General features: G+C 57.3%; 17 protein-coding genes. 6 read left to right on the top strand and 11 right to left on the bottom strand.

Going from position 1 to position 25,726, the window contains the following annotated elements:
- Positions 1–32 precede the first annotated feature (32 nt).
- The 9 genes from LBF07_RS03490 to yegD form a co-directional block, all read right to left on the bottom strand.
- Complete coding sequence (locus LBF07_RS03490) at positions 33–785, bottom strand: hypothetical protein (RefSeq protein WP_094934061.1); 753 nt, start codon at positions 783–785, stop codon at positions 33–35.
- Positions 779–1,219 (bottom strand): RusA family crossover junction endodeoxyribonuclease, encoded by a 441-nt coding sequence (locus LBF07_RS03485; protein WP_094934060.1) that lies wholly within the window; start codon positions 1,217–1,219, stop codon positions 779–781. The genes LBF07_RS03490 and LBF07_RS03485 overlap by 7 nt, the downstream gene beginning before the upstream one ends.
- Before the next feature lie 95 nt (positions 1,220–1,314).
- Complete coding sequence (gene baeR, locus LBF07_RS03480; RefSeq protein ID WP_023312418.1) at positions 1,315–2,037, bottom strand: two-component system response regulator BaeR; 723 nt, start codon at positions 2,035–2,037, stop codon at positions 1,315–1,317.
- Complete coding sequence (gene baeS / locus LBF07_RS03475; RefSeq protein WP_224435107.1) at positions 2,034–3,437, bottom strand: two-component system sensor histidine kinase BaeS; 1,404 nt, start codon at positions 3,435–3,437, stop codon at positions 2,034–2,036. Before baeS ends, baeR begins: the two co-directional genes overlap by 4 nt.
- Entirely contained in the window at positions 3,434–4,849 is a 1,416-nt protein-coding gene (locus LBF07_RS03470) for an MFS transporter (protein ID WP_094934057.1), read from the bottom strand. The genes baeS and LBF07_RS03470 overlap by 4 nt, the downstream gene beginning before the upstream one ends.
- On the bottom strand, positions 4,850–7,927 hold the full coding sequence (gene mdtC, locus LBF07_RS03465; protein ID WP_094934056.1) for a multidrug efflux RND transporter permease subunit MdtC: 3,078 nt from the start codon (positions 7,925–7,927) through the stop codon (positions 4,850–4,852). It lies immediately after the preceding gene.
- Positions 7,928–11,050: an MdtB/MuxB family multidrug efflux RND transporter permease subunit gene (locus LBF07_RS03460; protein ID WP_094934055.1), complete on the bottom strand. Its 3,123-nt coding sequence runs from the start codon at positions 11,048–11,050 to the stop codon at positions 7,928–7,930.
- Entirely contained in the window at positions 11,050–12,252 is a 1,203-nt protein-coding gene (locus tag LBF07_RS03455; RefSeq protein WP_094934053.1) for an MdtA/MuxA family multidrug efflux RND transporter periplasmic adaptor subunit, read from the bottom strand. Before LBF07_RS03455 ends, LBF07_RS03460 begins: the two co-directional genes overlap by 1 nt.
- Before the next feature lie 212 nt (positions 12,253–12,464).
- Complete coding sequence (yegD, locus tag LBF07_RS03450) at positions 12,465–13,817, bottom strand: molecular chaperone (RefSeq protein WP_094934051.1); 1,353 nt, start codon at positions 13,815–13,817, stop codon at positions 12,465–12,467.
- A 255-nt stretch (positions 13,818–14,072) separates the two neighbouring features.
- Between yegD and alkA the strand changes: the two genes are divergently transcribed.
- Entirely contained in the window at positions 14,073–14,945 is an 873-nt protein-coding gene (gene alkA, locus LBF07_RS03445; RefSeq protein WP_094934049.1) for a DNA-3-methyladenine glycosylase 2, read from the top strand.
- Here the strand turns inward: alkA and LBF07_RS03440 are convergent.
- Entirely contained in the window at positions 14,910–18,239 is a 3,330-nt protein-coding gene (locus LBF07_RS03440; RefSeq protein WP_094934048.1) for a diguanylate cyclase, read from the bottom strand. The genes alkA and LBF07_RS03440 overlap by 36 nt on opposite strands.
- Positions 18,240–18,582: 343 nt before the next feature.
- Here LBF07_RS03440 and udk point away from each other — a divergent pair, with 343 nt between their 5' ends.
- The 3 genes from udk (at position 18,583) to asmA (ending at position 21,770) form a co-directional block, all read left to right on the top strand.
- Positions 18,583–19,224, top strand: a complete 642-nt coding sequence (gene udk / locus LBF07_RS03435; protein WP_033145985.1) for a uridine kinase — start codon at positions 18,583–18,585, stop codon at positions 19,222–19,224.
- Positions 19,225–19,315: 91 nt separating this feature from the next.
- Positions 19,316–19,897 carry a dCTP deaminase gene (dcd, locus tag LBF07_RS03430; protein WP_032646484.1) on the top strand — a complete coding sequence of 194 codons (582 nt, stop codon included), beginning with the start codon at positions 19,316–19,318 and terminating at the stop codon, positions 19,895–19,897.
- A gap of 22 nt (positions 19,898–19,919) precedes the next feature.
- A complete protein-coding gene (asmA, locus tag LBF07_RS03425; protein WP_094934047.1) occupies positions 19,920–21,770 on the top strand; it encodes an outer membrane assembly protein AsmA in 1,851 nt (616 codons plus the stop codon).
- Between the two features lie 90 nt (positions 21,771–21,860).
- Here asmA and LBF07_RS03420 read toward each other — a convergent pair whose 3' ends face one another.
- Positions 21,861–23,444 carry a TerC family protein gene (locus LBF07_RS03420; protein ID WP_023312406.1) on the bottom strand — a complete coding sequence of 528 codons (1,584 nt, stop codon included), beginning with the start codon at positions 23,442–23,444 and terminating at the stop codon, positions 21,861–21,863.
- A 692-nt stretch (positions 23,445–24,136) separates the two neighbouring features.
- Here LBF07_RS03420 and LBF07_RS03415 point away from each other — a divergent pair.
- Together LBF07_RS03415 and wzb are read left to right on the top strand one after the other, a co-directional pair.
- A complete protein-coding gene (locus LBF07_RS03415) occupies positions 24,137–25,276 on the top strand; it encodes a polysaccharide export protein (RefSeq protein ID WP_014170829.1) in 1,140 nt (379 codons plus the stop codon).
- Positions 25,277–25,282: 6 nt separating this feature from the next.
- Positions 25,283–25,726 carry a low molecular weight protein-tyrosine-phosphatase Wzb gene (gene wzb, locus LBF07_RS03410; RefSeq protein ID WP_023312405.1) on the top strand — a complete coding sequence of 148 codons (444 nt, stop codon included), beginning with the start codon at positions 25,283–25,285 and terminating at the stop codon, positions 25,724–25,726.

The following is a 25,726-nucleotide window of genomic DNA, read 5'->3' as shown; positions in this document are numbered from 1 at the left end:
CCGTAAAGTTAATTACGGCTAAATTTGCATTGTTATTTATTTCTTTCTGATGTAATTTTTATTTTGAATTGCTGTTGTAGGTATTTTAGATGCCATCTCATTTCTTTGGCTTCAAGTTCTGATACTTTATTTCCTTCGATAACACTTAGCACGATTGAATATAGCGTGTAAAGGTCTCTCACTTCTGCATTAATTTGTTCCAGAGGATGTATGTCAAATTCGTAAAGTATCAGGTTGAAATAATCAAGGGTTGAATTCTTGTTTTGATGATTATTATTTTGTGCTCTGTGAAAAGAGAACATGGAACGAATCATTCTTGCTATATAAATCCAGTCTCTAATAAATGAATTGGTTGCAGTGCTTTCGTTATTAAGATAAAGTGGTGGTATTCTTTCGGAAAGAATAATAGCTATATTATCATCAGAAAATTTTTCTTGGATCTTAGCATTTATTTCCGATTGCTCACTCTCTCGATTATCAATATATCTAAAGTCAACTAATATTTGAGCATCTTTATCAACATTAAAATAGTGATGTAAAAAAGGATGGGTGGTTAATTCTTCCATCATTCTTATACGCTTATGGTAATGGTCGCCGTGACGCTTATTTACTATTTCTATGATTATAATTTCTTTTTTGTCTTTGCTAATTGCAACTAAATCAAATAGAAAGTTTTTATATAAAGGTCTTCTTGGTAAGTCTTCATAAACAGCATACTCTTTTAAAATATATTCTGTTTTAATTAATTCAAGTTGGTAATGGTAATAATCATAATAGTTTACCATAGTTTGCCCCCATTGCATTTATATTCTTCAAGTTTAATTAAGGTCATGTATTCTGCAGGCGAGTTGTTTTCTCTCATTTCTAATATTTTAGCAATTGAGGGAGCTAGGGATAATGGAACGACAAGGGATTTTCCAGGTTCCTTCACGAATCGCTCAGCAATAATGCGCGTTATTTGCCTGTCATTCTCCATGACTACCGGAGCCAGGGCATCAATGGTAAATTTAAGTCCGTTGTCTACGTCTGAATAGGAATTGTTATGTGGGAAATAAAAAATTTTAAAAGTTGTCTTATACTTAACCGGCATGCCAGTATATCCTGCTCTTGCAGAATTAAAAACTTTCGATTGCCAGATTTCCTTCAAAGATTTAGGGCCTTTCCTGTTAACCGTGGCTGGTCGGCCAAAGACGATCATTTCCAAAAGATTATCTGCCATGATATTTCCTTAAAGAAAAAAATAGAACCAGACTTCTTTTCTGTATTGTTTAAAAATGTCTGACTGTACTATACATAGCTGTAAAGCATCGTTAATCACATTATCCTGCACGCATCTGCTTCCCAGCGATACCCCACGCCATACACCGCGCGAATAAACGACTGCTCGGCGTCCAGCGCCTCCAGCTTGCGGCGCAGGTTTTTGATATGGCTGTCGATGGTGCGGTCGGTCACGACGCGGTAATCGTCATACAGGTGGTTCAGCAGCTGTTCGCGGGAAAAGACTTTCCCCGGCTCGTGGGAGAGGGTTTTCAGCAGACGGAACTCCGCAGGGGTCAGGTCCAGCAGCTTGCTGCGCCAGCTCGCCTGGAAGCGGCTTTCGTCGACAATCAGCGGGCTTTCGGCGTCCAGCACCTGAAGCTCGCGCTGCGGCCTGCAGCGGCGCAGAATGGTTTTCACGCGGGCGACCACTTCACGCGGGCTGTAGGGCTTGCAGATATAATCGTCTGCGCCAATTTCGAGCCCCAGCAGGCGGTCGATCTCTTCGATTTTGGCTGTGACCATGACGATCGGCACGTCGGAGAAGCGACGAATTTCCCGGCACAGGGTCAGACCGTCAACGCCTGGCAGCATCAAATCAAGCAGGATCAGATCCGGCGGGGTCTGGCGCACGTATGGCAGCACCTGGTCGCCGTGGCTGATTAGCGACGGGGCGTAGCTGGCCGCGCGTAAATAGTCGATCAGCAGCTGCCCAAGCTTCGGCTCGTCTTCCACAATCAAAATGCGCGGCGTGTTTTCGTCAATCGGTAACTCGGTCATACTTCTCTCGATAAATCCCGTTCCAGAGGTAACTCTACTGTAATGCTAACCCCGCCAAAAGGCGAATGGGCGGCGCGGATCGTGCCATTATGCGCCTCAACGATGTTAACGCAAATCGCCAGCCCCAGGCCGGAACCGCCGCTGGCGCGGTTGCGGGAGCCTTCGGTACGGTAGAAACGTTCAAACAGTTTTTCCAGCTGCGCGTCCTGCACGCCGGGGGCGGAATCCGCGAAGGTGAGGGCAAAGCGCCCGTTTTCCTGCCTGCCGGAGATGTGCAGCCCGCCGCCGCTGTCGGTGTAGCGCAGGCTGTTTTCCAGCAGGTTATTGAACAGCTGCATCAGGCGGTCTTTGTCGCCAAACACCACCGCGCTGTCCGGCAGGGAGAGGTCGATTTTCAGGTTGCGGCTGGCAAACCGCTCGCGGAACGCGCCGCTGATCACTTCCAGAATATTAATCACGTCCACCGGCGCTTTCTGGTAGGCCAGCGCGCCTTCGTCGGACATAGAGAGCTGGTGGAGGTCATCCACCAGTTTGGTGAGCGTGCCCACCTCTGCCTGCAGAGAGGCCACCGATTCGGGCGTAAACTGGCGCACGCCGTCCTGAATGGCCTCCAGCTCGCCGCGCAGCACCGCCAGCGGCGTGCGCAGCTCGTGGGAGATATCGGCCATAAAGTCGCGGCGCATCTGCTGGTTCTTCTCCAGCGTGCTGGCGAGCTGGTTAAAATCCTGCGCCAGCTTGCCCAGTTCGTCCTGGCTGCGGGTATCGACGCGGGTGGTGAAATCCCCGGCGGCCAGCTTGTGCGTGCCTTCCACCAGCCTTTTCACCGGGGCGAGCAGACCGCGCGCCAGCGGGAAGGTGGCGAGCGCGGCGAGCAGGGTGGAGAGGGCAACAATCAGCCAGCTTGTCCGACGCTGCTGGCGGTCAAAGTTGATGTCGGTGTTGCGCGTCAGGCGCTCCACCGGGGAGGCGATAACCCAGCCGACTGTCGCATTATTGACTTTGATCGCCCGGCGGGTGCCGTCCGGCGGTATCGGCGCGCGCGGCCCCACCAGCGTGCGCATGTCCTGATCAATCACCCAGAACTGGGTGCGCCAGCCGTGCGGCGGCATGCTTGGCCCCGGGCGATCGTCACCGGTATCGTGCTCCAGCGAGCGCAGGATCTGGAAAATAAAGCGGTCGTTATTGCGCAGAAAACGCCAGTTGCCATGCTGGGCGTACTGTTCACTCAGCGCATCGCTTAAGCCCTGTAAACGCTGTTCATTGCCATGCTTGATATAATCAATAAAACCGCGCTCAAAGCTGATCCGTACCGCCCAGTGCATGGTGACCAGCAGGACGATACAGGTGGCAAAGATCGCCACGAAGAGCTTGCCGGTAATGCCCGGACGCCAGAATTTCATGAGCCACTCCTTTTGCCGCGCCTAATCACGACGTTCTTGCTGGTATCATCCGGCACTCTGGCGAAGATGAAAGCGGGCAGGGCGATGATGACCGCCATGCTGAGATAGGTATACAAAAAGACCTGATGCGCCACCGGCGTGTCGACGCTGAGGTGGTGCTGGCCGTACATGCCGAGCAGTAAACCCGCGATGGTCACCCCGACGCTCATCGAGAGCTGCATGATCATCGACAGCAGGCTGTTGCCGCTGCTCGCCAGATCGTCCGGCAGGTCCTTTAGCGTCAGGGTATTCATCGACGAGAAGCGCATGGAGTTGACGATCCCCTGACAGAACAGCACCAGCGGCAGAACGTAGTACCAGCCCATCAGCGCCACGGCCATAAACAGCAGACTCACCAGCGCCAGCCCCAGCGTGGCGGTGGCCAGCACGTGACGGTAGCCAAAACGGTTCACGACCTGCACCACGATGCGCTTCATTCCCATGCTGCCGAGCACCATCGGGATCATCATCAGGCCCGCGTGGAACGGCGAAAATCCCATTCCGATTTGCAGGAAAACGGGCGTCATAAACGGCAGCATGCCGCTGCCGATACGCCCGGCGAAGCTGCCGAGCAGGCCAAGGCGATAGGTAGGGTTTTTAAACAAGTTCAGGCTGAACAGCGCTTTATCGTTACCTCTGGCATGCCGCAGATACCACAGTATGGCGGTGATGCCGATAACGACCAGCATCCCCAGCGTCAGGGACGAAATGCCCAGCCCCTTTTGCCCGTCGAGCGCCAGGGTCAGCATGGCCATGCCCGCCGCCAGCAGGATAAAGCCAAAGAAATCAAAGCGCCGCGTCTGCATTTTGTAGTTCGGCATCAGCGTCAGGGTGGCGATGGCGCCGATGATGCCAACAGGAAGATTGATTAAGAAGATCCAGTGCCAGGAGGCGTACTCCACCAGAATGCCGCCGAGCGCCGGGCCTAGCAGCGGCCCCACCTGGCCGGGCAACGTCACAAAGGTCATCGCCGCCATGTACTGCTCGCGCGGCACAATCTTCATCACCGTTAGCCGCCCGACGGGGACCATCATCGCCCCGCCAACGCCCTGCAGCACGCGCGCCATTACCAGCTGGTCGAGGGTGTTGGCCTGCGCGCAAAACAGCGAGCCGGTGGTAAACAGCACGATGGCGGTAAAGAAGATATTTCGCACCCCCACTTTATCGGCCAGCCAGCCGCTGGCAGGCAGCATTACGGCAACCGTCAGCACGTAGGAGACAATCACCATATGCATATGCAGCGGGCTCTCCCCCAGGCTTTTCGCCATGGAGGGGAGGGCGGTGTTGACGATGGTCGTATCCAGCGACTGCATAAAGAAGCCGAAAGCGACTATCCATAGCTGCCAGCGAACGTTAGCGGGGAGATCGGTCATTTACTCGGTCACCGTGGTTCTGTTTTTACGCGAGAAGCGCAGCCGCAGGCGGTCGAAGAACAGATAGACCACCGGCGTGGTGTACAGCGTCAGCAGCTGGCTCATGACCAGGCCGCCGACAATGGTGATCCCCAGCGGCTGGCGCAGCTCTGAGCCGTCGCCGCCCGAGATAACCAGCGGCAGCGCGCCAAACAGCGCCGCCAGGGTAGTCATCATGATCGGCCGAAAACGCAGCAGGCAGGCCTGGAAGATGGCCTCTTCCGGCGACAGATTGCCGTTGCGCTGGGCGTCCAGGGCGAAATCCACCATCATGATCGCGTTTTTCTTCACGATGCCGATCAACAGCATGATCCCAATGAGCGCGATCAGGCTGAACGGCGCGCCGAAAAGCTCCAGCGCCAGCAGCGCCCCCACGCCCGCCGACGGCAGCGTTGAGAGAATGGTCAGCGGGTGAACGTAGCTCTCATACAGCACGCCCAGCACAATATAAACCGTGGCGATGGCGGCCAGAATCAAAATCACCTGCGAGTTCATCGTCTCCTGGAACACCTGCGCGGTCCCGGCAAAGCTGCCGCGCACGGTGGACGGCACGCCAAGCTGCGTCATTGCGCGGTTGATTGCGTCGCTGGCCTCAGAAAGCGACGAACCGGCGGGCAGGTTAAAGGAGATGGTCGACGCCGCCGAAAGCCCCTGATGGTTCACCGACAGCGGCGCGTTGGCAGGCTGCCAGCTGGCAAAGTAGGAGAGTGGAATCGCCTTGCCGTCGTTGTTAATCACAAACATTTTGTCCAGCGCGCTGATGTCCTGGGTATAGCGCGGATCGACTTCCATCACCACCTTGTACTGGTTCATCGGCTGGTAGATGGTGGAGATCTCGCGCTGGCCGAAGGCGTTGTTCAGCAGGCTGTTGGCGGCTTCAACGTTAATGCCCAGCCGCGACATGGTTTCGCGGTCGTAGGTCAGGGCCATCTCGGCGCCGTTGTCCTGCTGATCGGAGTTGACGTCCGCCAGCTCCGGCAGGGCGGCCAGCGCCTTGCGGATCTTCGGCTCCCACTCGCGCAGGGCGGCTAAATCGTCCGAGAGCAACGTGTACTGATAGCTGGCGTTCGCCTGACGGCCGCCAACGCGGATATCCTGAACGGCCATCAAAAACAGGTTTGCCCCCGGCTCTTTGGCGAGCTTCACCCGCAGGCGGTCAATCACCTGCTGGGCGGTTTCGTTGCGTTCGCCGCGCGGTTTCAGGGTAATAAACATCATCCCGCTGTTAACGCGTGACCCACCGGTAAAGCCGGTGACGTTATCCACGGCTTTGTCTTCACGAATGATCTTCATAAAGTCCTGCAGCTTGCCGCGCATCGCCTGGAACGAAATGCTCTGGTCCGCCTGAATCCCCCCCATCAGCACGCCGGTGTCCTGCTCGGGGAAGAAGGTTTTCGGGATAGTGATGTACATCCAGACGTTGAGCACGATGGTGCCGATCAGCACCAGGCCGACCAGCCGGGTATGGTTCAGCACCCACTTCAGCGATTTGCCGTAGCCTTCCTGCATCGCCATCAGGAAGCGACCAAAGCCTTTGCGTCGCGGCTGCGAATGGGGTTTGCTGCGCTTGAGCATCCAGCCGCACATCATCGGCGTCAGCGTTAAGGAGATCGCCAGCGAAATGCCGATGGCGACGGAGAGGGTGACGGCGAACTCGCGCAGCAGCCGGCCCGGCAGCCCGCCCATCAGCAGCAGCGGCAGGAATACCGCCACCAGCGACAGGCTCATGGAGAGCACCGTAAAGCCCACCTCGCGCGTGCCCTGCAGCGCAGCCTGAAGCGGCTTCACGCCCGCTTCCAGGTGGCGGGAAATGTTTTCCAGCACCACGATGGCGTCATCTACCACGAAGCCCGTCGCTATCGTCAGGGCCATCAGCGACAGGTTGTTGAGGCTAAACCCGCACAGGTACATGGCGGCAAAGGTACCGATCAGCGACACCGGCACGGCCACCGCCGGAATAAGCGTCGCGCGACCGGATCGCAGGAACAGGAAGACCACCAGGATCACCAGCGCGACGGAGATAATCAGCGTTTGCTCCACCTCCTCAAGCGAGGCTCGAATGGTCGGGGAGCGATCCTGCGCAATTTGCAGATCGATTGCTGCCGGGATGGTCTCCTGCAGGTCCGGAAGGCGAGCGCGAATGCTGTTTACCGTCTCAATAATGTTCGCTTCCGGCAGCTTGCGGATCATCAGCAGAATGGCCGGCTTAGCGTTGGTCATCCCAGCGTTACGCACGTCCTGCACCGAGTCGGTGACGCTGGCAACGTCGCTCAAGCGCACCGCCGCGCCGTTATTGTAGTGAATAATGAGCGGCTGATATTCGGCGGCGGTTTTCAGCTCGTCGTTGGTGTGGATCTGCCAGCGGTGGCTGCCGTCCTCAATCGCCCCCTGCGGCTTGCGGACGTTGGCCGTGCTGATGGCGGAGCGCACGTCATCCAGCGACACGCCCTGGTTGAACAGCGCTTGCGGGTTTAGGCCCACGCGCACGGCGGGCAGGGAACTCCCGCCGACGCTCACGTCACCCACGCCGTTAATTTGTGAGATTGTCTGCGCCAGCTGGGTAGACGCAAAGTCGTAAAGCTGCCCCTGCGAGTACGTATCCGAGGTCAGCGTCAGGATCATGATCGGCGCATCGGACGGGTTGGCCTTGCGGTAGGTTGGGCGGCTCGGCATTCCGCTCGGCAGCAGGCTTTGTGCGGCGTTGATGGCCGCCTGCACGTCGCGCGCCGCACCGTTAATATCCCGGTCGAAGCTGAACTCCAGAATGATGCGCGTGCTGCCCAGCGAGCTGCTGGAGGTCATCTCGTTGACCCCTGCAATCCGCCCAAGGGAACGCTCCAGCGGTGTGGCAACCGACGAGGCCATGGTCTCCGGTGACGCACCCGGCAGCGAGGCGCTGACCATGATCACCGGGAAATCCACCTGCGGCAGCGGCGCCACCGGCAGCAGCCGGAAGCCCAGCACGCCGCAGAGGGTAATGGCGAGCGAGATTAAAATCGTCGCCACCGGGCGATAAATGAAGAGGGCGAAAAACTTCACTTATGCCTCCTCTTCACGTTTCGGGAAGCGGCTTTTGGCCCACAGCGCCAGGCGGTCAAACAGCAGGTAAATCACCGGCGTGGTGAAGAGCGTTAGCACCTGGCTCACCAGCAGACCGCCGACCATGCCGATACCCAGCGGACGGCGCAGCTCCGCGCCGACGCCGGTGCTGAGCATCAGCGGCAGCGCGCCCAGCAGGGCGGCCAGCGTCGTCATCAGGATTGGACGAAAACGCAGCAGACAGGCCTGGAAGATGGCGTCGCGCGGCGACATGCCCTGCTCGCGCTCGGCGGCCAGGGCGAAGTCGATCATCATGATGGCGTTTTTCTTCACGATCCCGATAAGCAGGATAATGCCGATGATGGCAATGACGTCCAGCTCGCTGCCCGCCAGCATCAATGCCAGCAGCGCCCCCACGCCCGCCGTCGGCAGGGTAGAGAGGATGGTGATCGGGTGGATAAAGCTTTCGTACAGGACCCCGAGCACGATGTACATCGCCACGACCGCCGCGACGATCAGCCAGATGGTGTTACCCAGCGCGGCCTGAAACGCCAGCGTGCTGCCCTGGAACTGGGTCTGAATATCGGACGGGAAGCTGAGCTCTTTTTCAGCAGCCTGAATGGCCTCCACCGCTTCGCCGAGAGAATAATTGTCCGGCACGTTGAAGGAGATGGTGGTGGACGGGAACTGATCCAGATGGTTAATCGACAGCGGAGTATAGCGTTCTTCCACCGTGGCGATAGCGCTCAGCGGCACAATGCCGCCGTCTTTGCTGGTCAGGCGCACCGAGTCCAGCCCCGCCAGCCCGGGCGTATTCTCCGTATTGTGCTCCAGCACCACGCGATACTGGTTGGCCTGGGTGTAGATGGTAGAGATCAGGCGCTGACCGAAGGCGTTGTACAGTGCGTTGTCCACGTCGGACATAGTAATGCCCAGACGGCTGGCGGTATCGCGGTTGACGTTCACGTACGCCGCCAGCCCTTTGTCCTGCCAGTCGCTGCTGACGTCGGCGAGCTGCGGCAGGGTGTTAAGCTTATTCACCAGCTGCGGCACCCAGGTGCTGAGCGCGTCCAGCGAGGTGGCCTGCAGCGTGAACTGGTACTGCGTGCGGCTGACCTGGGTATCAATGGTCAAATCCTGGATCGGCTGCAGGTAAAGCTCAACGCCCGGCACGCGCGCGACGGCGTTTTGCAGACGCTCAATGACGGTGTTGACGCGATCGTCGCGCTCGTCCAGCGGCTTAAGGTTGATCTGCAGACGCGCGCTGTTGAGCGACGGGTTAGTGCCGTCGACGCCCACGTAGGAGGTCAGGCTCTCCACCGCCGGATCTTTCATAACGATCTCAGACACCTGCTGCTGGCGCTGGGCCATGTTCGCGAAGGAGACCGACTGCGGGGCCTGAAGCGTGCCCTGAATAATGCCGTTGTCCTGAATCGGGAAGAAGCCTTTCGGAATGAAAATCCACAGCATCACGCTGAGCGCCAGGGTTCCCAGCGCCACGCCGAGCGTGGCCCACGGATGGTTCAGAACTTTCGCCAGCACGCGACCGTAGGCGGCAATAATCCGCTCGAACATCCGCTCGGAGGCGCGCGAGAAGCGGTTTTGCTTGCGCAGGGACTCGTGGCTCAGCATGCGGGCGCACATCATCGGCGTCAGGGTCAGCGACACCACGGCGGAGATCAAAATGGCGACCGCCAGCGTGACGGCAAACTCGCGGAACAGCCGCCCGACGATATCGCCCATAAACAGCAGCGGGATCAGCACCGCAATCAGCGAGAAGGTCAGCGAGATAATGGTAAAGCCGATTTCGCCCGCGCCCTTCAGCGCGGCCGGCAGCGGTTTTTCACCCTTTTCGATATAGCGCGAAATGTTCTCGATAACGACGATGGCGTCATCCACCACGAACCCGGTGGCGATGGTGAGCGCCATCAGCGTCAGGTTGTTAATCGAAAAATCGAGGAACACCATCACCGCAAAGGTCCCGACCAGCGAGAGCGGCACGGCGACGGCGGGAATAATGGTGGCCGGAACGTTGCGCAGGAACAGATAGATGATCATGACCACCAGCGCAATCGCCAGCATCAGCTCGAACTGGGTGTCGGTAACCGACGCGCGAATGTTCGTGGTGCGGTCGGAAAGCACCTTCACGCTGACCGATTTCGGCAGGCTTTCGATCAGCTGCGGCAGCATGGTGCGGATGCTGTCGGCGGTTTCGATGATGTTAGCGCCCGGCTGGCGCTGCACGTTCATCACGATCGCCTGCTGCCTGTTGGCCCAGGCGCCGAGCCAGCTGTTTTCCGCGCCTTGCTCCACGGTCGCCACGTCGCCCAGACGCACCGGAGCGCCGTTCTGGTAAGCAATAATCAGCTGGCGGTATTCATCGGCGGACTGCATCTGATCGTTGGCAGAGAGCGTCACGGCGCGGGTGGGGCCGTCCAGCGAGCCTTTTGCCGAGTTAACGTTGGCACTGCTGATGGCGGTGCGGATGGTTTCGCTGGTCAGACCCAGCGCGGCAATCGCCTGCGCGTTCAGCTTCACGCGCACGGCGGGGCGCTGGCCGCCCGCGAGGGTGACGAGGCCGACGCCGGAGACCTGTGAAATTTTCTGCGCCACGCGCGTTTCGACCATGTCTTCGACCTGGGTCATCGGCATGGCGGAGGAGGTGACGGCAAGCGTCATGATCGGCGGATCCGCCGGGTTCACCTTGCTGTAGACCGGCGGGTTAGGCAGGTCGGACGGCAGCAGGTTGGTGGCGGCGTTGATGGCGGCCTGCACCTCCTGCTCGGCGACGTCCAGCGACAGCGTCAGCTGGAACTGCAGCGTCACGACGGATGCCCCGCCGGAACTCTGGGATGACATCTGTTTTAGCCCCGACATCTGGCCGAACTGGCGCTCCAGTGGGGCGGTAATAGCGGACGTCACCACGTCCGGGCTGGCGCCTGGATAGAGTGTGACAACCTGAATCGTTGGGTAATCCACCTCCGGCAGCGCCGACACGGGCAGGAAGCGATAGCCGATAATCCCGGCGAGCAGGATCGCCACCATCAGCAGCGTGGTGGCGACAGGACGGAGGATAAACAGGCGTGACGGCCCGCCTGTAGAGCCTGGGGGCATCACCTGCATCAGGATTTCTCTCCCTGTTTCGCAGGTTCAACCACTTCCACTTTGGCCCCTTCGGTCAGACGGTCAATGCCGTCGGTGACCACGCGGTCGCCTGCGGAAAGGCCTGCGGCGATGACCACCGTCTGGCTGTCCTGGATACCGGTTTTCACCAGGTGCTTGCTGACCTTATTGTCGCTGTTAAGTACCCAGACGAAGTTACCTTCGTTACCCATCTGCAGCGCTGCGGTAGGGATCACCACCGCGTTCTCTTCGGTCGCGACCAGCATGCGCGCGTTGACGAACTGGTTCGGGAAGAGGGCATCGTCCTGGTTGTTAAAGCGCGCCTTCAGCTTGATGGTGCCGGTGGTGGTGTCGATCTGGTTATCCAGGCTGAGCAGAGAGCCTTCGCTCAGCTTCTGCTTGTTGCTGCGGTCCCAGGCTTCCACCACCAGCCCTTTACCGGCTTTTTGCGCCTGCACCACGGTCGCGATTTCGCTTTCCGGCAGGGTAAAGACTAAATCAATCGGGTGGGTCTGGGTGATCACCACGATGCCCGTGGTGTCGCCGCTGGAGATCTGGTTGCCGATATCGACCTGCTTCAGGCCCACGCGCCCGTCAATCGGCGCGGTGATGCGGCTCCAGTCCAGCTGCAGCTGTGCGCTGGCCACGGCGGCCTCGTCAGCTTTGATGGTGCCCTGCGTTTCGCTGACCAGCGACTGCTGGGTGTCCAGCTCCTGACGAGATACGAGGTTGGTTTTCACCAGTTGCTGGTAGCGCGCCAGATCGCGGCGCGCGTTGGCGAGCGTGGCTTTGTCTTTCGCGAGCTGCCCCTGCGCCTGGGCGAGGGCGACCTTAAACTGGCTCGGGTCGATTTCCGCCAGCAGATCGCCTGCTTTAACCTGCTGACCTTCCTGGAAGTGAATGGCCATCAGCTGGCCGTCGACGCGGCTGCGCACCGTCACGGTGTTGGCGGCGGTAATGGTCCCAAGGCCCGTTAGATAGCGAGGAACGGCTTTATTCACTGCCGTCGCCGCCTGTACCGGCGCCAGCGCGCCGCCGCGCATGCCGTGACGTCCTCCGCCTGCAGGGCGCTGCGCCTGACTACTGGCACCAGCGGGGGCGGCGGAGTTCGCGGATTGACTGTGCCAGTACCAGGCGGCGGCAAGGACCACCACAATGATGCCTGCGGCGATTGCCCAGCGGGATTTGTTACTGCCTTTCATCGTTATACGTTCTCATCCTGAAGACTTCGGGGAATGATACTAGTTTAGTCAGCTAACACAGCGGAAAAATGGAGGAAATATGGAAGACTGTCAGGAATGGTCTGAATGGAGGTAAAAGCAAAACGGCAACATCCCTTGCCGTTTTTGGTGTTTTCTCCCTCTCCCTGTGGGAGAGGGCCGGGGTGAGGGCACCAGACCGCACCGCAACCGCACTAGCTAAACATCACCTGCGCCCAGCGCGCCAGCCCTGCGGTAACGGAGCCAAAGTCATCGCCACCGGCAATCGGAATGCCAGGCAGCTGTTCCGCCAGCGCTTTCTTGATCAGCGGCGAACGGGCGCTCCCCCCGGTCAGGTAGATAACGTCCGGCTTCTCTTTACCGTTCTCCAGCGCCAGCTGTACCTGCTCCAGAATACGCTGCAGCGGCTGCGCGAGCGCCGTCTCCAGCCCGTCCTGCGAAATCGCGGTGGCCAGATCGTCGCTGATAAACGGCAAGGAGACCGCATGCTCAGCGCGGTCGGAAAGGGCAATTTTGCTCTCTTCGGCCGTACGCACCACGCGGTAGCTCAGGCGCTGACGCCACACTTTATACAGCAGCGCGACTTTTTCGGCGTCCTGCGCGTCGCGCACCAGATCGTTAAGGAAGCGGCCGTTCGCGGTGCTGTAAAAATCACTCTGCGCAGGCACGTCGTTGATGGCAATCGCGTTCCACCATGGCAGGATCGGCAGGGCGATACCTTTTTCCGTCTGACCGCCCATGCCGAGCAGCGGCATCAGGCTCTTGAATGCCAGCGCGATATCGAGATCGTTACCGCCTACGCGGCAGCCGCTGTGCCCGAGCAGGCTATTTTCACGATCGCGTCGGTTATGCCACTGCGGTCCCATCAGCAGCAGCGAGCAGTCCGTGGTGCCCCCGCCGATATCCACGACTAACACGCGCTTCTCTTCCGTCAGCGTGGCTTCAAAATCCAGCCCCGCCGCGACCGGCTCGTACTGGAACACTACGTCGCGGAAGCCTGCACGGTGCGCCGCGCGTTCCAGGATCCCCTGCGCCTGCTGGTTGGCCTCGTCGCCGCCCAGCCCCTGGAAGTTGATCGGGCGGCCAATGACCGCCTGGGTAATCGCATCGGAGACCTGCGTCTGCGCCTGATTGCGAATATGCAGCATCATCGCGCACACCAGGTCTTCGAACATCGCGACCTGCTGCGGCTTCAGGCCGCTGGCGCCGAGGAAGGATTTTGGCGACTTAACGAAGTAAACCTCTTCAGGATCTTCAATGTAATGCCCGAGCGAAGAGAGACCGAACTGCACGCTGGACGGCGTAACGTCGATGTCTTCCTCGCGGTTAAAGCTGACCGCCCGGCGCAGCAGCGCCTGGGTCTCCGCCGCCGTGGCCGGAACCTGATGGTGACGAAACAGCCATTCGCTCACCGCTTCACGCGTCGGTGCGCAGAGCATAGACGGCAGCAGCGTGCTCTCTTTTTCCATTTTCAGGAGCCGCGGCTGCCCGTTTTGCATAATCGCAACCGAGCAGTTTGCCGTACCGTAGTCAAATCCAATAAACACGATGAATCCCCATGCCAGTGAGAAGGGGCGAGACTTTAACGAAATGTCTGCATGGCGACAACAGGAATATGAAAGCAAGGCAATACAAGGTCTTTCCGTTTATGCTGATATACCCGTCATACTTCAAGTTGCAGGTGTGTTGGCTGCGCTCGCTCACCCCAGTCACATAGTTATCTATGCTCCTGGGGATTCGCTCTCTTGCCGCCTTCCTGCAACTCGAATTATTTAGGGTATAAGAATGAAAAAGGAGCAACGATGTACACCCTGAACTGGCAACCCCCTTATGACTGGCAGTGGATGTTTGGCTTTCTCGGCGCGCGTGCGGTGACGGGCATTGAAACCGTCACGCACGACTACTACGAGCGCAGTTTTGCCTGCGAAGGGCATCAGGGGATATTTCGCGTCACGCCGGATATCGCCACCCATACGCTGAACGTCACGCTCAGTCCGGGGTTAATCCCGGTTGTGCAGACGTGCCTTGAACGCATCGAGCGCCTGTTCGATCTCGCCTGCAACCCGCAGCACATCGCGGATACGCTGGGCGATCTGAGTGCTGCCCGGCCAGGCTTGCGTTTGCCGGGGGCGATGGATGCGTACGAGCAGGGCGTGCGGGCGATCCTCGGGCAGCTGGTGAGCGTGGCGATGGCGGCGAAGCTGACGTCGCGCGTGGTGGCGCTGTGCGGCGAGCCGGTGGCGGATTGTCCGGGCTATCTCTGCTTCCCCACGCCGGACGCGCTGGCGGCAGCGGACCCGCTGGCGCTGAAAGCGTTGGGCATGCCGGTAAAACGCGCGGAGTCGTTAATTCACCTGGCGCAGTCGGTCATTGACGGGACGTTTCCGCTTTTCCCACCTGAGAATATTGAGGCCGGGATGAAGGCGCTACAGCAGCGGCCGGGGATAGGGTCCTGGACGGCAAACTACCTGGCCCTGCGCGGCTGGCAGGCGAAAGATGTCTTTCTGCCTGATGATTATCTGATTAAGCAACGCTTTGCCGGGATGACGCCCGCGCAGATTCGTCGTTATGCCGAGCGCTGGCAGCCGTGGCGCTCTTACGCGCTGCTGCACATCTGGTATACCGACGGCTGGGCGCCGTCAGTTGATGGCGAAATAGCTGGTGTTGAGCAGTAGATCCAGCGGCTGCGGCTCGGCGATGGTGTCACCAAAGATAAAATCAATGCCGATGCCGGAGAGCGTATCCATCATGATGGGCTGGTTGCAGGGGCCCGCGATAGTTTTCATTCCCAGACGCTGGGCGTGGCCCTGCACAATGGTCACCATCATCTCATCCATCAGATTGCCATACACGTTGCTTACCACCTCTGCGTCCAGCATCAGATAGTCGGCCATATTGGCGGTCAGATGGGTAAAGACGTTCATGTCGCGGCCCACCTGGCTGAAGATCACGCGGCAGCCCGCCTGGCGAAGCTTTTGCAGACTCCGCTGCAGGTTTTTATCCGGGCTGCACACCACGTCGGCAGAGATAACCAGATGCAGGAGACGGCCCGGCATGGGGCTTTTATCCAGCAGGTCGAGAAGTTCATCAACCAGCGTTACGCTGGCTAAACCGGCCTCAGAAAGCGGCAGTGCCACCCCCATGCCTTTACTGGCGACCTGTGCGGCAGAGGCGCGGAAAAACTCATTAAAAATACGTCTGTCGAGGGCGTGAAAAAGCTCAGGCTCCGCCAGGCCCGAGCGGAACGCATGCTCCTCCTGGACTTCGCCCTGGCTGGTCCACAGGCGTAACGACAGCAGCCAGAAATTACTGCTTTCCGGAATGCGCGGAGAGGCGACGCTGCGGGCAATCATCATCAGGTGATTGTCTTTTATCATGTGCCACTGTTCATCAAGCGACATCATGCTGCGCGTGTTGTGATCCCGCTCCTGCTGGGGTTCGTAAACCGTCACCATGCCGCGCCCGCTGTTTTTCGAGGCATAACAGGCTATATCCGCCTGCGACATGATCTCCGACGCCTGATGGTTATTTTCATCAATCAGCGTGATACCTGCGCTGGCGCCGATCCGGTGCAGGCGGCCTTCCCACATAAAGTGATAGTCATTGATCGCCTGGATCAGGCGCCCGGCGATATAGCGCGCGCTTTCAATATTGCAGTCCGGTAACAGTAACCCGAACTCATCCCCGCCCAGACGCGCCAGCACGTCGCTGGAGCGGAGCATGGTCAACATCAGGGAAGAGAGTTCCCGCAGCAGGGCATCTCCCGCCGCGTGGCCTGCCGTATCGTTGACGGCTTTAAAGCGATCGAGATCGATAAAGACCAGAGCGTGACGCTGGCGCGTTTCGCGAACGGTCTGCAGGAGGCGTTTAAGATGATTTTCGAAGCTGACCCGGTTTGCCAGGTGGGTCAGGGCATCGTGGGAGGCGCTGTAACTCAGCTGACGCAGCATTTTGCGCGACTCGGTCACGTCCTGAATCACGATAACCGAGCCAATATTCTGCCCGTCCAGCGTGCTGAGCGGCGTAATGCTGTAGTGAATATCAAAATTACCGCCGGTACGGCAGTTCAGCACCACGTCCTGATCGATATCGGAACGGGACATATCGCCGCTGTGAATATTCTCCATCAGCGGCCCTTTTTCACCAAAGGTAATGTGCAACACCTTGAGGATCGGCTGGCCGATAGCCTCGGTCTGCAGCCAGCCGCTCATTTTCTCGGCCACCGGGTTCATGAAGGTGACGTTCATGTTGATATCGGTACACAGCACCGCTTCACCGATGGAATCGAGGGTGATGTGCAGACGCTCTTTTTCCTGGAAGAGGGCCTCGTTGAGCTGCTTAACCTCGGTCATGTCCATGTTGATACCGAGCAGCCGTTCGACTTCACCCTGCTTATTGAGCACCCGGTTCGCCAGGGAGCGAATATGGCGCACGCCTTCCTTAACGCGAATGCGGAATTCCAGCTTAAACGGCAGGCGGGAAATCAGCGAGTCCCGCAGCACCTGCTCAGCGTGGGCACGATCTTCCGGCAGCATCGTGTCATGCCAGAGCTGCCAGGTAGGCTTGATGTGCGGCGGGATTTCATACAGCTCAAACATCCGCTTGTCCCAGCTGATAATGTCTGGCTCCAGATCCCACTCCCAGATGCCGATGCCGCCCGCTTCGTTAGCTAGCGTAATGCGCTCCATCAGGCGTTTGTTGACCCACTCGGTCTGCTTTAGATCATTAATGTCTTCAATCTGGGCGATAAAATAGAGCGGCGAGCCGTCGGCATGGCGCACGACGGAGACGGCAAGGAGCGCCCAGACCACTTCCCCGTCGCGGGTGTAATAGCGCTTCTCAAGGGTATAGGTATTGATGTCGCCGTTGACCAGCTGTTCGAGCTGTTCCAGGTCGGTGTGCAGATCTTCCGGCCAGGTGAGCTGCTGGAAGGTCAGCGACTGGAGCTCCGTCTGGCTGTAACCGAGGAAATTGCACAGCGCCTTGTTAGCCTGCAGCCATTTGCCCTCAATGCTGACCAGCGCCATACCGATAGCGGAATACTCCATCGCATTGCGGAAACGCTCCTCGCTTTCGGTGATGTGTTTGCGCTCGGCGCGGAAGGCATACATCACCATGGTCATCACGTTGGCAGGCAGGAGCAGCATCAGGAACGGCAGCCAGGGGGCGTTCAGCATCGCCCCGACGTGCTGGGTTGTCAGCGCCACAGGATTTCGGGCAATCATCAGCGACACAACCATCACTGTGACCAGAAACACCAGGAACGCTTCCATTCGCGGCAAGCGCACGGCGCTCCACATAAGCAAAACGATAACGCAGGTGAAAGGCCACGGCAGCCAGGTGATGGCTGCCCAGCTGAGGGCCAGCGTCACGGCCAGCGTGGTCAGGGTTTCCAGCAGCAGTCTCGGGTCACGGTGGCGCAGCAGATAATGCGGTTTAAACAACAGTCCCAACGGTACCACCGCCAGCGCGCCGATGGCTTCGGACAACACCCAGACGAAGAAATTACGCAGGGGTTCAGGGCCGGGAGCCAGCAGGGACACCAGCAAGCCGCCCACCAGCGGCGGGATCACTGCGCTGCCGATGGCCACGCGGATCCAGTCATTCAGATTCTGCAGCGGGTTGTACCACGGGAGCAATTTGCGCAGCAATAACGCACCGGTAAAGGCTTCAACCACGTTAATCGAGGTGTAGGTGAGGCTTATCGATCCCCACGAAAACAGCATCCAGGTGGCCAGAATATTGCCAAACGAACAGGCCAGGGCGATTCCCGGCCACATTTTTCCTGCATGGCGGTAAAACGCCACCATCATAATGGCGGTGGGGAACCAGAGCGGGGCTAGCAGGGTGCCGAACCGGGTAAGCTCCAGGGAAAATAAGGTAAAGATAAAGGTGACCAGGCCCAGACAGACAAGTCGTATTAAAGGATGTGGGGTGGTAACCAAAACCCGCTGGTATTGTTTATTCATTACCGCTTTATCCAGAGACGCCATGCCGTCAGGGAAGATGTCCGAACGCGTGAATTTGATAATTTGGTTTATGCTAGTACAAACAATTTACAATTCATATGGTGACCGCTCAGAATTTGACACCACAGACTTATTAAATAGAGGCTCCGTGAAAAAAAACGGTTAAACGCTGAAAAAACGCTCATTTAAATTTCACTCAGGGAATAAGACGTCACTTTTCGGCCAGTCTCGCAGAACCTGTGCTTTCGACTGGTATCACGCCCGTGAAATCCCTATAATTGCCGCGTTTGACGCTCCGGCGTCGTCCTTCCTTAACATCCAGGTTAATCAGGTCGCTAAATTTATGACTGATAAGTCTCATCAATGCGTCATTATAGGCATCGCCGGCGCATCGGCTTCAGGTAAAAGTCTAATTGCCAGTACGCTTTATCGCGAACTGCGTGAACAAGTAGGTGATGAGCATATCGGCGTCATTCCCGAAGACAGCTATTACAAAGATCAATCCCATCTGTCGATGGAAGAGCGCGTCAAAACCAACTATGACCACCCGAATGCAATGGATCACAGCTTGCTGTTCCAGCATTTAGAAGCGCTTAAGAGCGGCCAGGCGATTGAGCTGCCCGTTTACAGTTACGTAGAACACACCCGCACCCGGGAAACCATCCGCATCGAGCCGAAAAAGGTCATTATCCTCGAAGGGATCCTGCTGCTGACCGACGCCCGCCTGCGTGAATCCATGAACTTCTCGATTTTCGTCGATACCCCGCTGGACATCTGCCTGATGCGCCGCATCAAGCGTGACGTGAATGAACGCGGCCGTTCGATGGACTCCGTCATGGCGCAATATCAGAAAACGGTCCGCCCGATGTTCCTGCAGTTTATTGAGCCATCCAAACAATACGCCGATATCATCGTGCCGCGCGGGGGTAAAAACCGCATTGCTATTGATATCTTAAAAGCGAAAATCAGCCAGTTTTTTGAATAAGCCGCGTGAATTGTGTACCGTTCAGAGATAACCTGGTTTTACCCTGAGCGCTTACCGCCTCAGGGTACGATGCATGAAAGGAGAAAGTGGCATGCGTCTTTGTGATCGCGATATAGAAGCCTGGCTGGATGAAGGCCGTTTGTCTATTACCCCGCGCCCGCCTGTTGAGCGTATCAATGGCGTGACCGTTGATGTCCGCTTGGGGAATAAATTCCGCACCTTTAGTGGCCACACTGCGCCGTTCATTGACCTCAGCGGGCCGAAGGACGAAGTCAGCGCCGCGCTCGATCGCGTGATGAGTGACGAAATCGTAATCGACGAAGGCGAAGCTTTTTATCTGCATCCGGGTGAACTGGCCCTGGCGGTGACGTTTGAATCCGTCACTCTGCCTTCGGACCTGGTCGGCTGGCTTGATGGCCGTTCTTCGCTGGCGCGACTGGGGCTGATGGTTCACGTGACCGCGCACCGTATCGATCCAGGCTGGTCGGGGCGTATCGTGCTGGAGTTCTTCAACGCCGGTAAATTGCCGCTGGCGCTGCGTCCGGGCATGATGATCGGCGCGTTAAGCTTTGAACCGCTGTCAGGCCCGGCAGATCGTCCTTATAACCGTCGGCAGGACGCAAAATATCGCGACCAGCAGGGCGCGGTTGCCAGCCGCATTGATAAAGACTGATCGTTAGCCCATTGAGGATGCCATGAGAAGAGTTCTGACAACGCTGATGATTTTGCTGGTGGTGCTGGTGGCCGGCCTTTCGGCGTTGGTTCTGCTGGTTAACCCCAACGATTTCCGCGCTTACATGGTGCGGCAGGTCGAGGCACGCAGTGGTTATCAACTGAAGCTTGACGGGCCGCTGCGCTGGCACGTCTGGCCGCAGCTCAGCATTCTCTCTGGCCGCATGTCGCTCACGGCGCCGGGGGCGTCCCAGCCGCTGGTGTCCGCAGACAACATGCGCCTTGATGTGGCGCTGATCCCGCTCATTTCCCATCAGCTGCAGGTTAAGCAGGTGATGCTGAAAGGCGCAGTGATTCAGCTCACCCCGCAAACCGAAGCCGTGCGTGATGCCAGTGCGCCGGTTGCGCCGCGCGAAAATACCCTGCCTGATGAACCGTCCGATACCGGCTGGTCCTTTGATATCGGCAAGCTGAAAGTTGCCGACAGCGTGTTGGTTTTCCAGCATGAGCACCAGGAGCAGGTGACCATTCGCAACATCAACCTGCAGATGGAACAGGATGCTCACCATCTTGCGTCGCTGGAATTTAGCGGGCGCGTGAACCGCGATCAGCGCGATTTGACCCTGTCGCTGAATGCTAATGTGAACGCCTCGGACTACCCGCATCAGCTCATGGCCGACATCCAGCAGCTGAACTGGCAGCTGACGGGTGCCGATCTCCCCACCCAGGGGATAACCGGGCAGGGAACGCTGCAGGCCGTTTGGCGCGAAGAGCAAAAGCAGCTGGAGCTGGATAATCTCAACTTGCAGGCAAATGACAGTAGCCTGAAGGGGCAGGCGAGCGTCACGCTCGAAGAGAAGCCGAAGTGGGTGCTGAATCTGCAGTTTGACAAGCTCAATCTGGAAAACCTGCTGCCGCCTCTGCCGGCCAGCGCCACGGACAACGATGCCACCCAGACGGGGCAAAGCCAGGTACCGGCATCACGTCCGGTTATCTCGTCTAATCTCGATCAGCCTGACTATAACGCTCTGCGCGGCTTCACGGCGGATATTCTGCTGAAAGCCAATAGCCTGCGCTGGCGCGGCATTGATTTTACCGACGTGAGCAGCCAGATGTTTAACCATAACGGTTTGCTGGTGATCTTCGAACTGAGCGGTAAGATGGGCGCCGGGAACCTCTCGCTGCCGGGCACGCTGGATGTCCGTAAAGACGTTGCCAGCGCCGCATTCCAGCCGCGTCTCGACAACGTTGAGATAGGCACCATCCTGAAAGCGTTTAACTACCCGATATCCCTGACGGGGCAGCTGACGCTCGCGGGTGACTTCTCAGGCACGAAAATTGATGCCGATGCTTTCCGCCGCGAGTGGCAGGGGCAGGCGCATCTTGATCTGAAGAATTCCCGTATGGATGGGCTTAACTTCCAGCAGCTGGTGCAGCAGGCGGTCGAGCGCAGCAGCGATGTAAAAGCCCAGGATAACTACGACAGTGCCACGCGCCTCGACAGCTTCACCACGGACCTGACGCTGGACAACGGACAACTTACTCTCGACGGTATGCAGGGCACTTCTTCACTCTTATCAATGACCGGTGAAGGTAAGCTGGATCTGGTGAAAGAAACCGCGGACACGCGATTTAACGTGCGGGTACTCTCCGGCTGGCAGGGTGAAAGCAAGCTCATCGACTTCCTGAAAGAGACGCCGGTCCCGCTGACCGTATATGGCAAATGGCAGGCCCTGAATTACAGCCTCCAGGTGGATCAGATCCTGCGTAAGCATCTGCAGGATGAAGCGAAGCGTCGGCTTAGCGGCTGGGCGGACCGTAATAAAGATTCACAAGACGGTAAGGACGTGAAGAAGCTGCTGGATAAGCTTTGATGTCCGTTGCGCCGGGTGGCGGCTTCGCCTTACCCGGCCTACAAAAGCCTGACGTCGTAGGCCGGGTAAGCGCAGCGCCACCAGGCTTTTTTACACCTCAAAATCCAGTTCTTCCTCATCCCGCAGCGGAATGAGCTGAACCTTCTGCACGCGATGGTTTTCAATCTGCAGCGTTTTGAGCAGATAGTCGCCCACCTGAACCTCTTCTCCCGGCTGCGGGATACGCTGCAAATACTCCATCAGCAGGCCGGCAATAGTGTGATACTCCCGTTTTTCATCCAGCGGCAGCGGCACGTATTGCACCAGGTCTTCCAGCGGCATATGGCCGTTAGCCGTCCACGAACCGTCTGCGTTTTTCTGAATGTCATGGCGGGCGTCAATCTCATCCACTTCGTTAGGCAAATTACCGGCGATGGTTTCCATTACGTCGCTGAGCGTGACCAGCCCTTCCACCGATCCAAACTCATCCACCACAAAGGCAAAGTGCGTGCGCGCGTTACGGAATTGCTCAAGGGCGGAGAGCAGCGGTAGTCCCTCCGGGAAAACCAGCGGCTGGCGGACCAGGACGCGCAGATTGAGCGCCTCGCCGTGCAGCTGCTGCTGGAGCAGGTCAATAACGTGCACCACGCCCAGCAGTTCCTCTTCCTCTTCACCGCCGGTCACCACCACGCGGGTGTGCTGGTTTTTATCCAGCAGGGCGCGAATGTGCTCTTCCGGTGCCGTCAGGTCGATATGTTCAATGTCATGCCGCGAGGTCATGATGCTGCTGACCGTCCGCTGGTTCAGATTGAGCACCCGCTCGATCATCCGTCGTTCCTGTGGGTCGAAGATCAGCCCGTCGCTGTGATCGGCCAGCATGGCGGAGGATTCGGCGTCCAGCTCCGCATCCTCTTTCTTACCGCTTAACAGGCGCATCACCGTGTCGGCCGTGCGCTGACGCAGGGTCTGATTCGCGGACAGGAAGCGGCGGCGGTTAAATATCGCCAGTTGGTTAAGCGCTTCAATCATGACGGAGAAGCCGATGGCGGCATACAGGTAGCCTTTCGGAATATGGAAGCCAAAACCGTCGGCCACCAGGCTAAAGCCAATCATCAGCAGGAAGCTCAGACAGAGGATCACGATGGTCGGGTGACTGTTTACAAAGCGGGTCAGCGCCTTGCTGGCCATGACCATCAGCGTGATGGCAATAATCACCGCGGCCATCATCACCGCAAGGTGGTCCACCATCCCGACGGCGGTAATCACCGAGTCCAGGGAGAAGACCGCATCCAACACCACGATTTGCGCCACTACCGGCCAGAATTTAGCTCCGCGGCGCTGGGTTGGATTCTCGCTGTCTTTGCCCTCCAGCCGCTCGTTGAGCTCCACCGTGGCTTTGAACAGCAGGAACAACCCGCCGAAGAGCATGATCAGATCGCGGGCGCTAAAACTCAGGCCGTGAATGGAGAACAGAGGCTGAGTGAGCGTGACCAGCCAGGAGATAGAGGCCAGCAGCAGTAAACGCATCACCATCGCCAGCAGCAGACCCGTCACGCGCGCGCGGTCGCGCTGGGAAGGGGGCAGTTTTTCAGCGAGGATGGCGATAAAGACCAGATTATCAATCCCGAGCACCAGCTCGATGACGACCAGCGTAACCAGCCCGGCCCAGATTGAGGGATCGGCAATCCATTCCATAGTAATAGCAATACCTTCTGTTATATGACGAATGTCACACTTCGATCATGGATAAAGCTGGGGGAAATTGCAATGCCGGGCTGAGATTTCTCTTAATACGACGGATAAAAAAGAGAGCTTTCTCAATAGGGTGTAAATAAGCGAAATACGTATATTTAATTACAAGGAATGCATTTTAGGATATATCGCAGGTGATGATTTTCACTCTCACTTTGTCAATATAAAGAAATTCCTAAAAGGTCAAAAATTTGCTCTTAATATTAATCTTAAAAACAGATATTAGGACAGTTGTCTCCTTGCCTGCTATTAGGTTAGCTGCAACAATTCTCCCAGCATCAAATGTTAAATCTCGGTGTTGCTATTAATGTTCGGTCTTCAGGGATGGTTATTCATTATCCGTCGGTTTTTTCAAGCGGCTGATATATTTCCAGAAGACCTTGCTCAAGAGGGTGTCTATCCATAACACATTGTTTAGTCAGTGTATTGGTAACTGAAAGCCAAGGGCGGTAGCGTGCCTGAAAGCGTGTGAATCAGCCTCGATTATTCTGTCAATAGCCAATGGATGAATAAGCTTTTTTTAGGACTGATGCCAGTTATATTTCTATTTGATTAACTGCATGCTGAAACCCAATACGACTCGAGCTTATTTAAATTGCACAGGATAATTACTCTGCCAAAGTGATAAATAATCAATGATGAAATCCAAAATGAAATTGATGCCATTATTGGTGTCTGTGACCTTGATGAGTGGTTGCACGGTCTTTCCCGGCAGCAATATGTCAACAATGGGTAAGGATGTGATCAAGCAACAGGATGCCGATTTTGATCTCGACAAAATGGTGAATGTTTATCCACTTACGCCTCGTCTGGTCGAACAATTACGTCCACGTCCGAATGTTGCCCAGCCGAATATGTCGCTGGACCAGGAAATTGCCTCCTACCAGTACCGCGTGGGGCCGGGTGACGTGATCAACGTGACCGTCTGGGACCACCCCGAACTGACCACGCCAGCGGGACAGTACCGCAGCTCAAGCGACACCGGTAACTGGGTGCAGTCAGATGGCACCATGTTCTATCCCTACATTGGCAAAGTCCATGTTGCAGGCAAAACGCTTGCCGAGATCCGTAGTGATATTACCGGCCGCTTAGCGCAGTACATCGCCGATCCGCAGGTGGACGTTAATATCGCCGCATTCCGCTCGCAAAAAGCCTATATCTCCGGCCAGGTGAACAAATCCGGGCAGCAGGCCATCACCAACGTTCCTCTGACCGTCCTGGATGCCATCAACGCCGCGGGCGGGTTAACCGACGGCGCCGACTGGCGCAACGTCGTGCTCACCCACAACGGGAAGGAGCAGCGCATTTCGCTGCAGGCGCTGATGCAAAACGGCGATCTGACCCAGAACCGCCTGCTCTATCCGGGCGACATTCTCTACGTGCCGCGCAATGACGATCTGAAAGTCTTCGTGATGGGTGAAGTGAAGAAACAGAGCACCCTCAAAATGGACTTCAGCGGTATGACGCTGACCGAAGCGCTGGGCAATGCTGAAGGTATCGATCTGACGACCTCTAACGCGACCGGTATCTTCGTTATCCGTCCGCTGAAAGGTGAGGGCAGTGCGAAAGGCAAGATTGCCAACATCTACCAGCTGGATATGTCCGATGCGACCTCTCTGGTGATGGCAACGGAGTTCCGTCTCCAGCCATACGATGTGGTGTATGTCACCACCGCGCCGGTTGCCCGCTGGAACCGTCTGATCAACCAGTTGCTGCCAACCATCAGTGGCGTTCGCTACATGACGGATACGGCGCGCGACATTCATACCTGGTAATCCGCGATGTTTAACAAAATTCTGGTGGTATGCGTGGGGAACATCTGCCGTTCCCCCACGGCTGAACGGTTGTTGAAACACTACCAGCCCGAACTGACCGTTGATTCGGCAGGGCTGGGTGCACTGGTCGGTAAAGGTGCCGATGAGCGCGCAACGAGCGTGGCGCGGGATCATCACCTCTCTCTCGACGGCCACGTGGCCCGCCAGGTCACTGGCCGCATGTGCCGGGAGTATGACCTGATCCTGACGATGGAAAAACGCCATATTCATGCGCTGTGCGATATCGCTCCGGAGATGCGCGGCAAGGTGATGCTGTTTGGTCACTGGGACAATGAACGTGAAATCCCCGATCCGTATCGCAAAAGCCATGAAGCCTTTGAGGCGGTTTACACCTTACTTGACCAGTCTGCCCAACAGTGGGCGCAGGCACTGAAAGTTCAGCAGGGATAA

Origin of the sequence: Enterobacter cloacae complex sp. ECL352, assembly GCF_020149545.1 — a bacterium.
Classification (GTDB): domain Bacteria; phylum Pseudomonadota; class Gammaproteobacteria; order Enterobacterales; family Enterobacteriaceae; genus Enterobacter; species Enterobacter asburiae_B.
The sequence above is the reverse complement of the archived record's forward strand: the minus strand, read 5'-3'. Positions and strand labels throughout refer to the sequence as shown.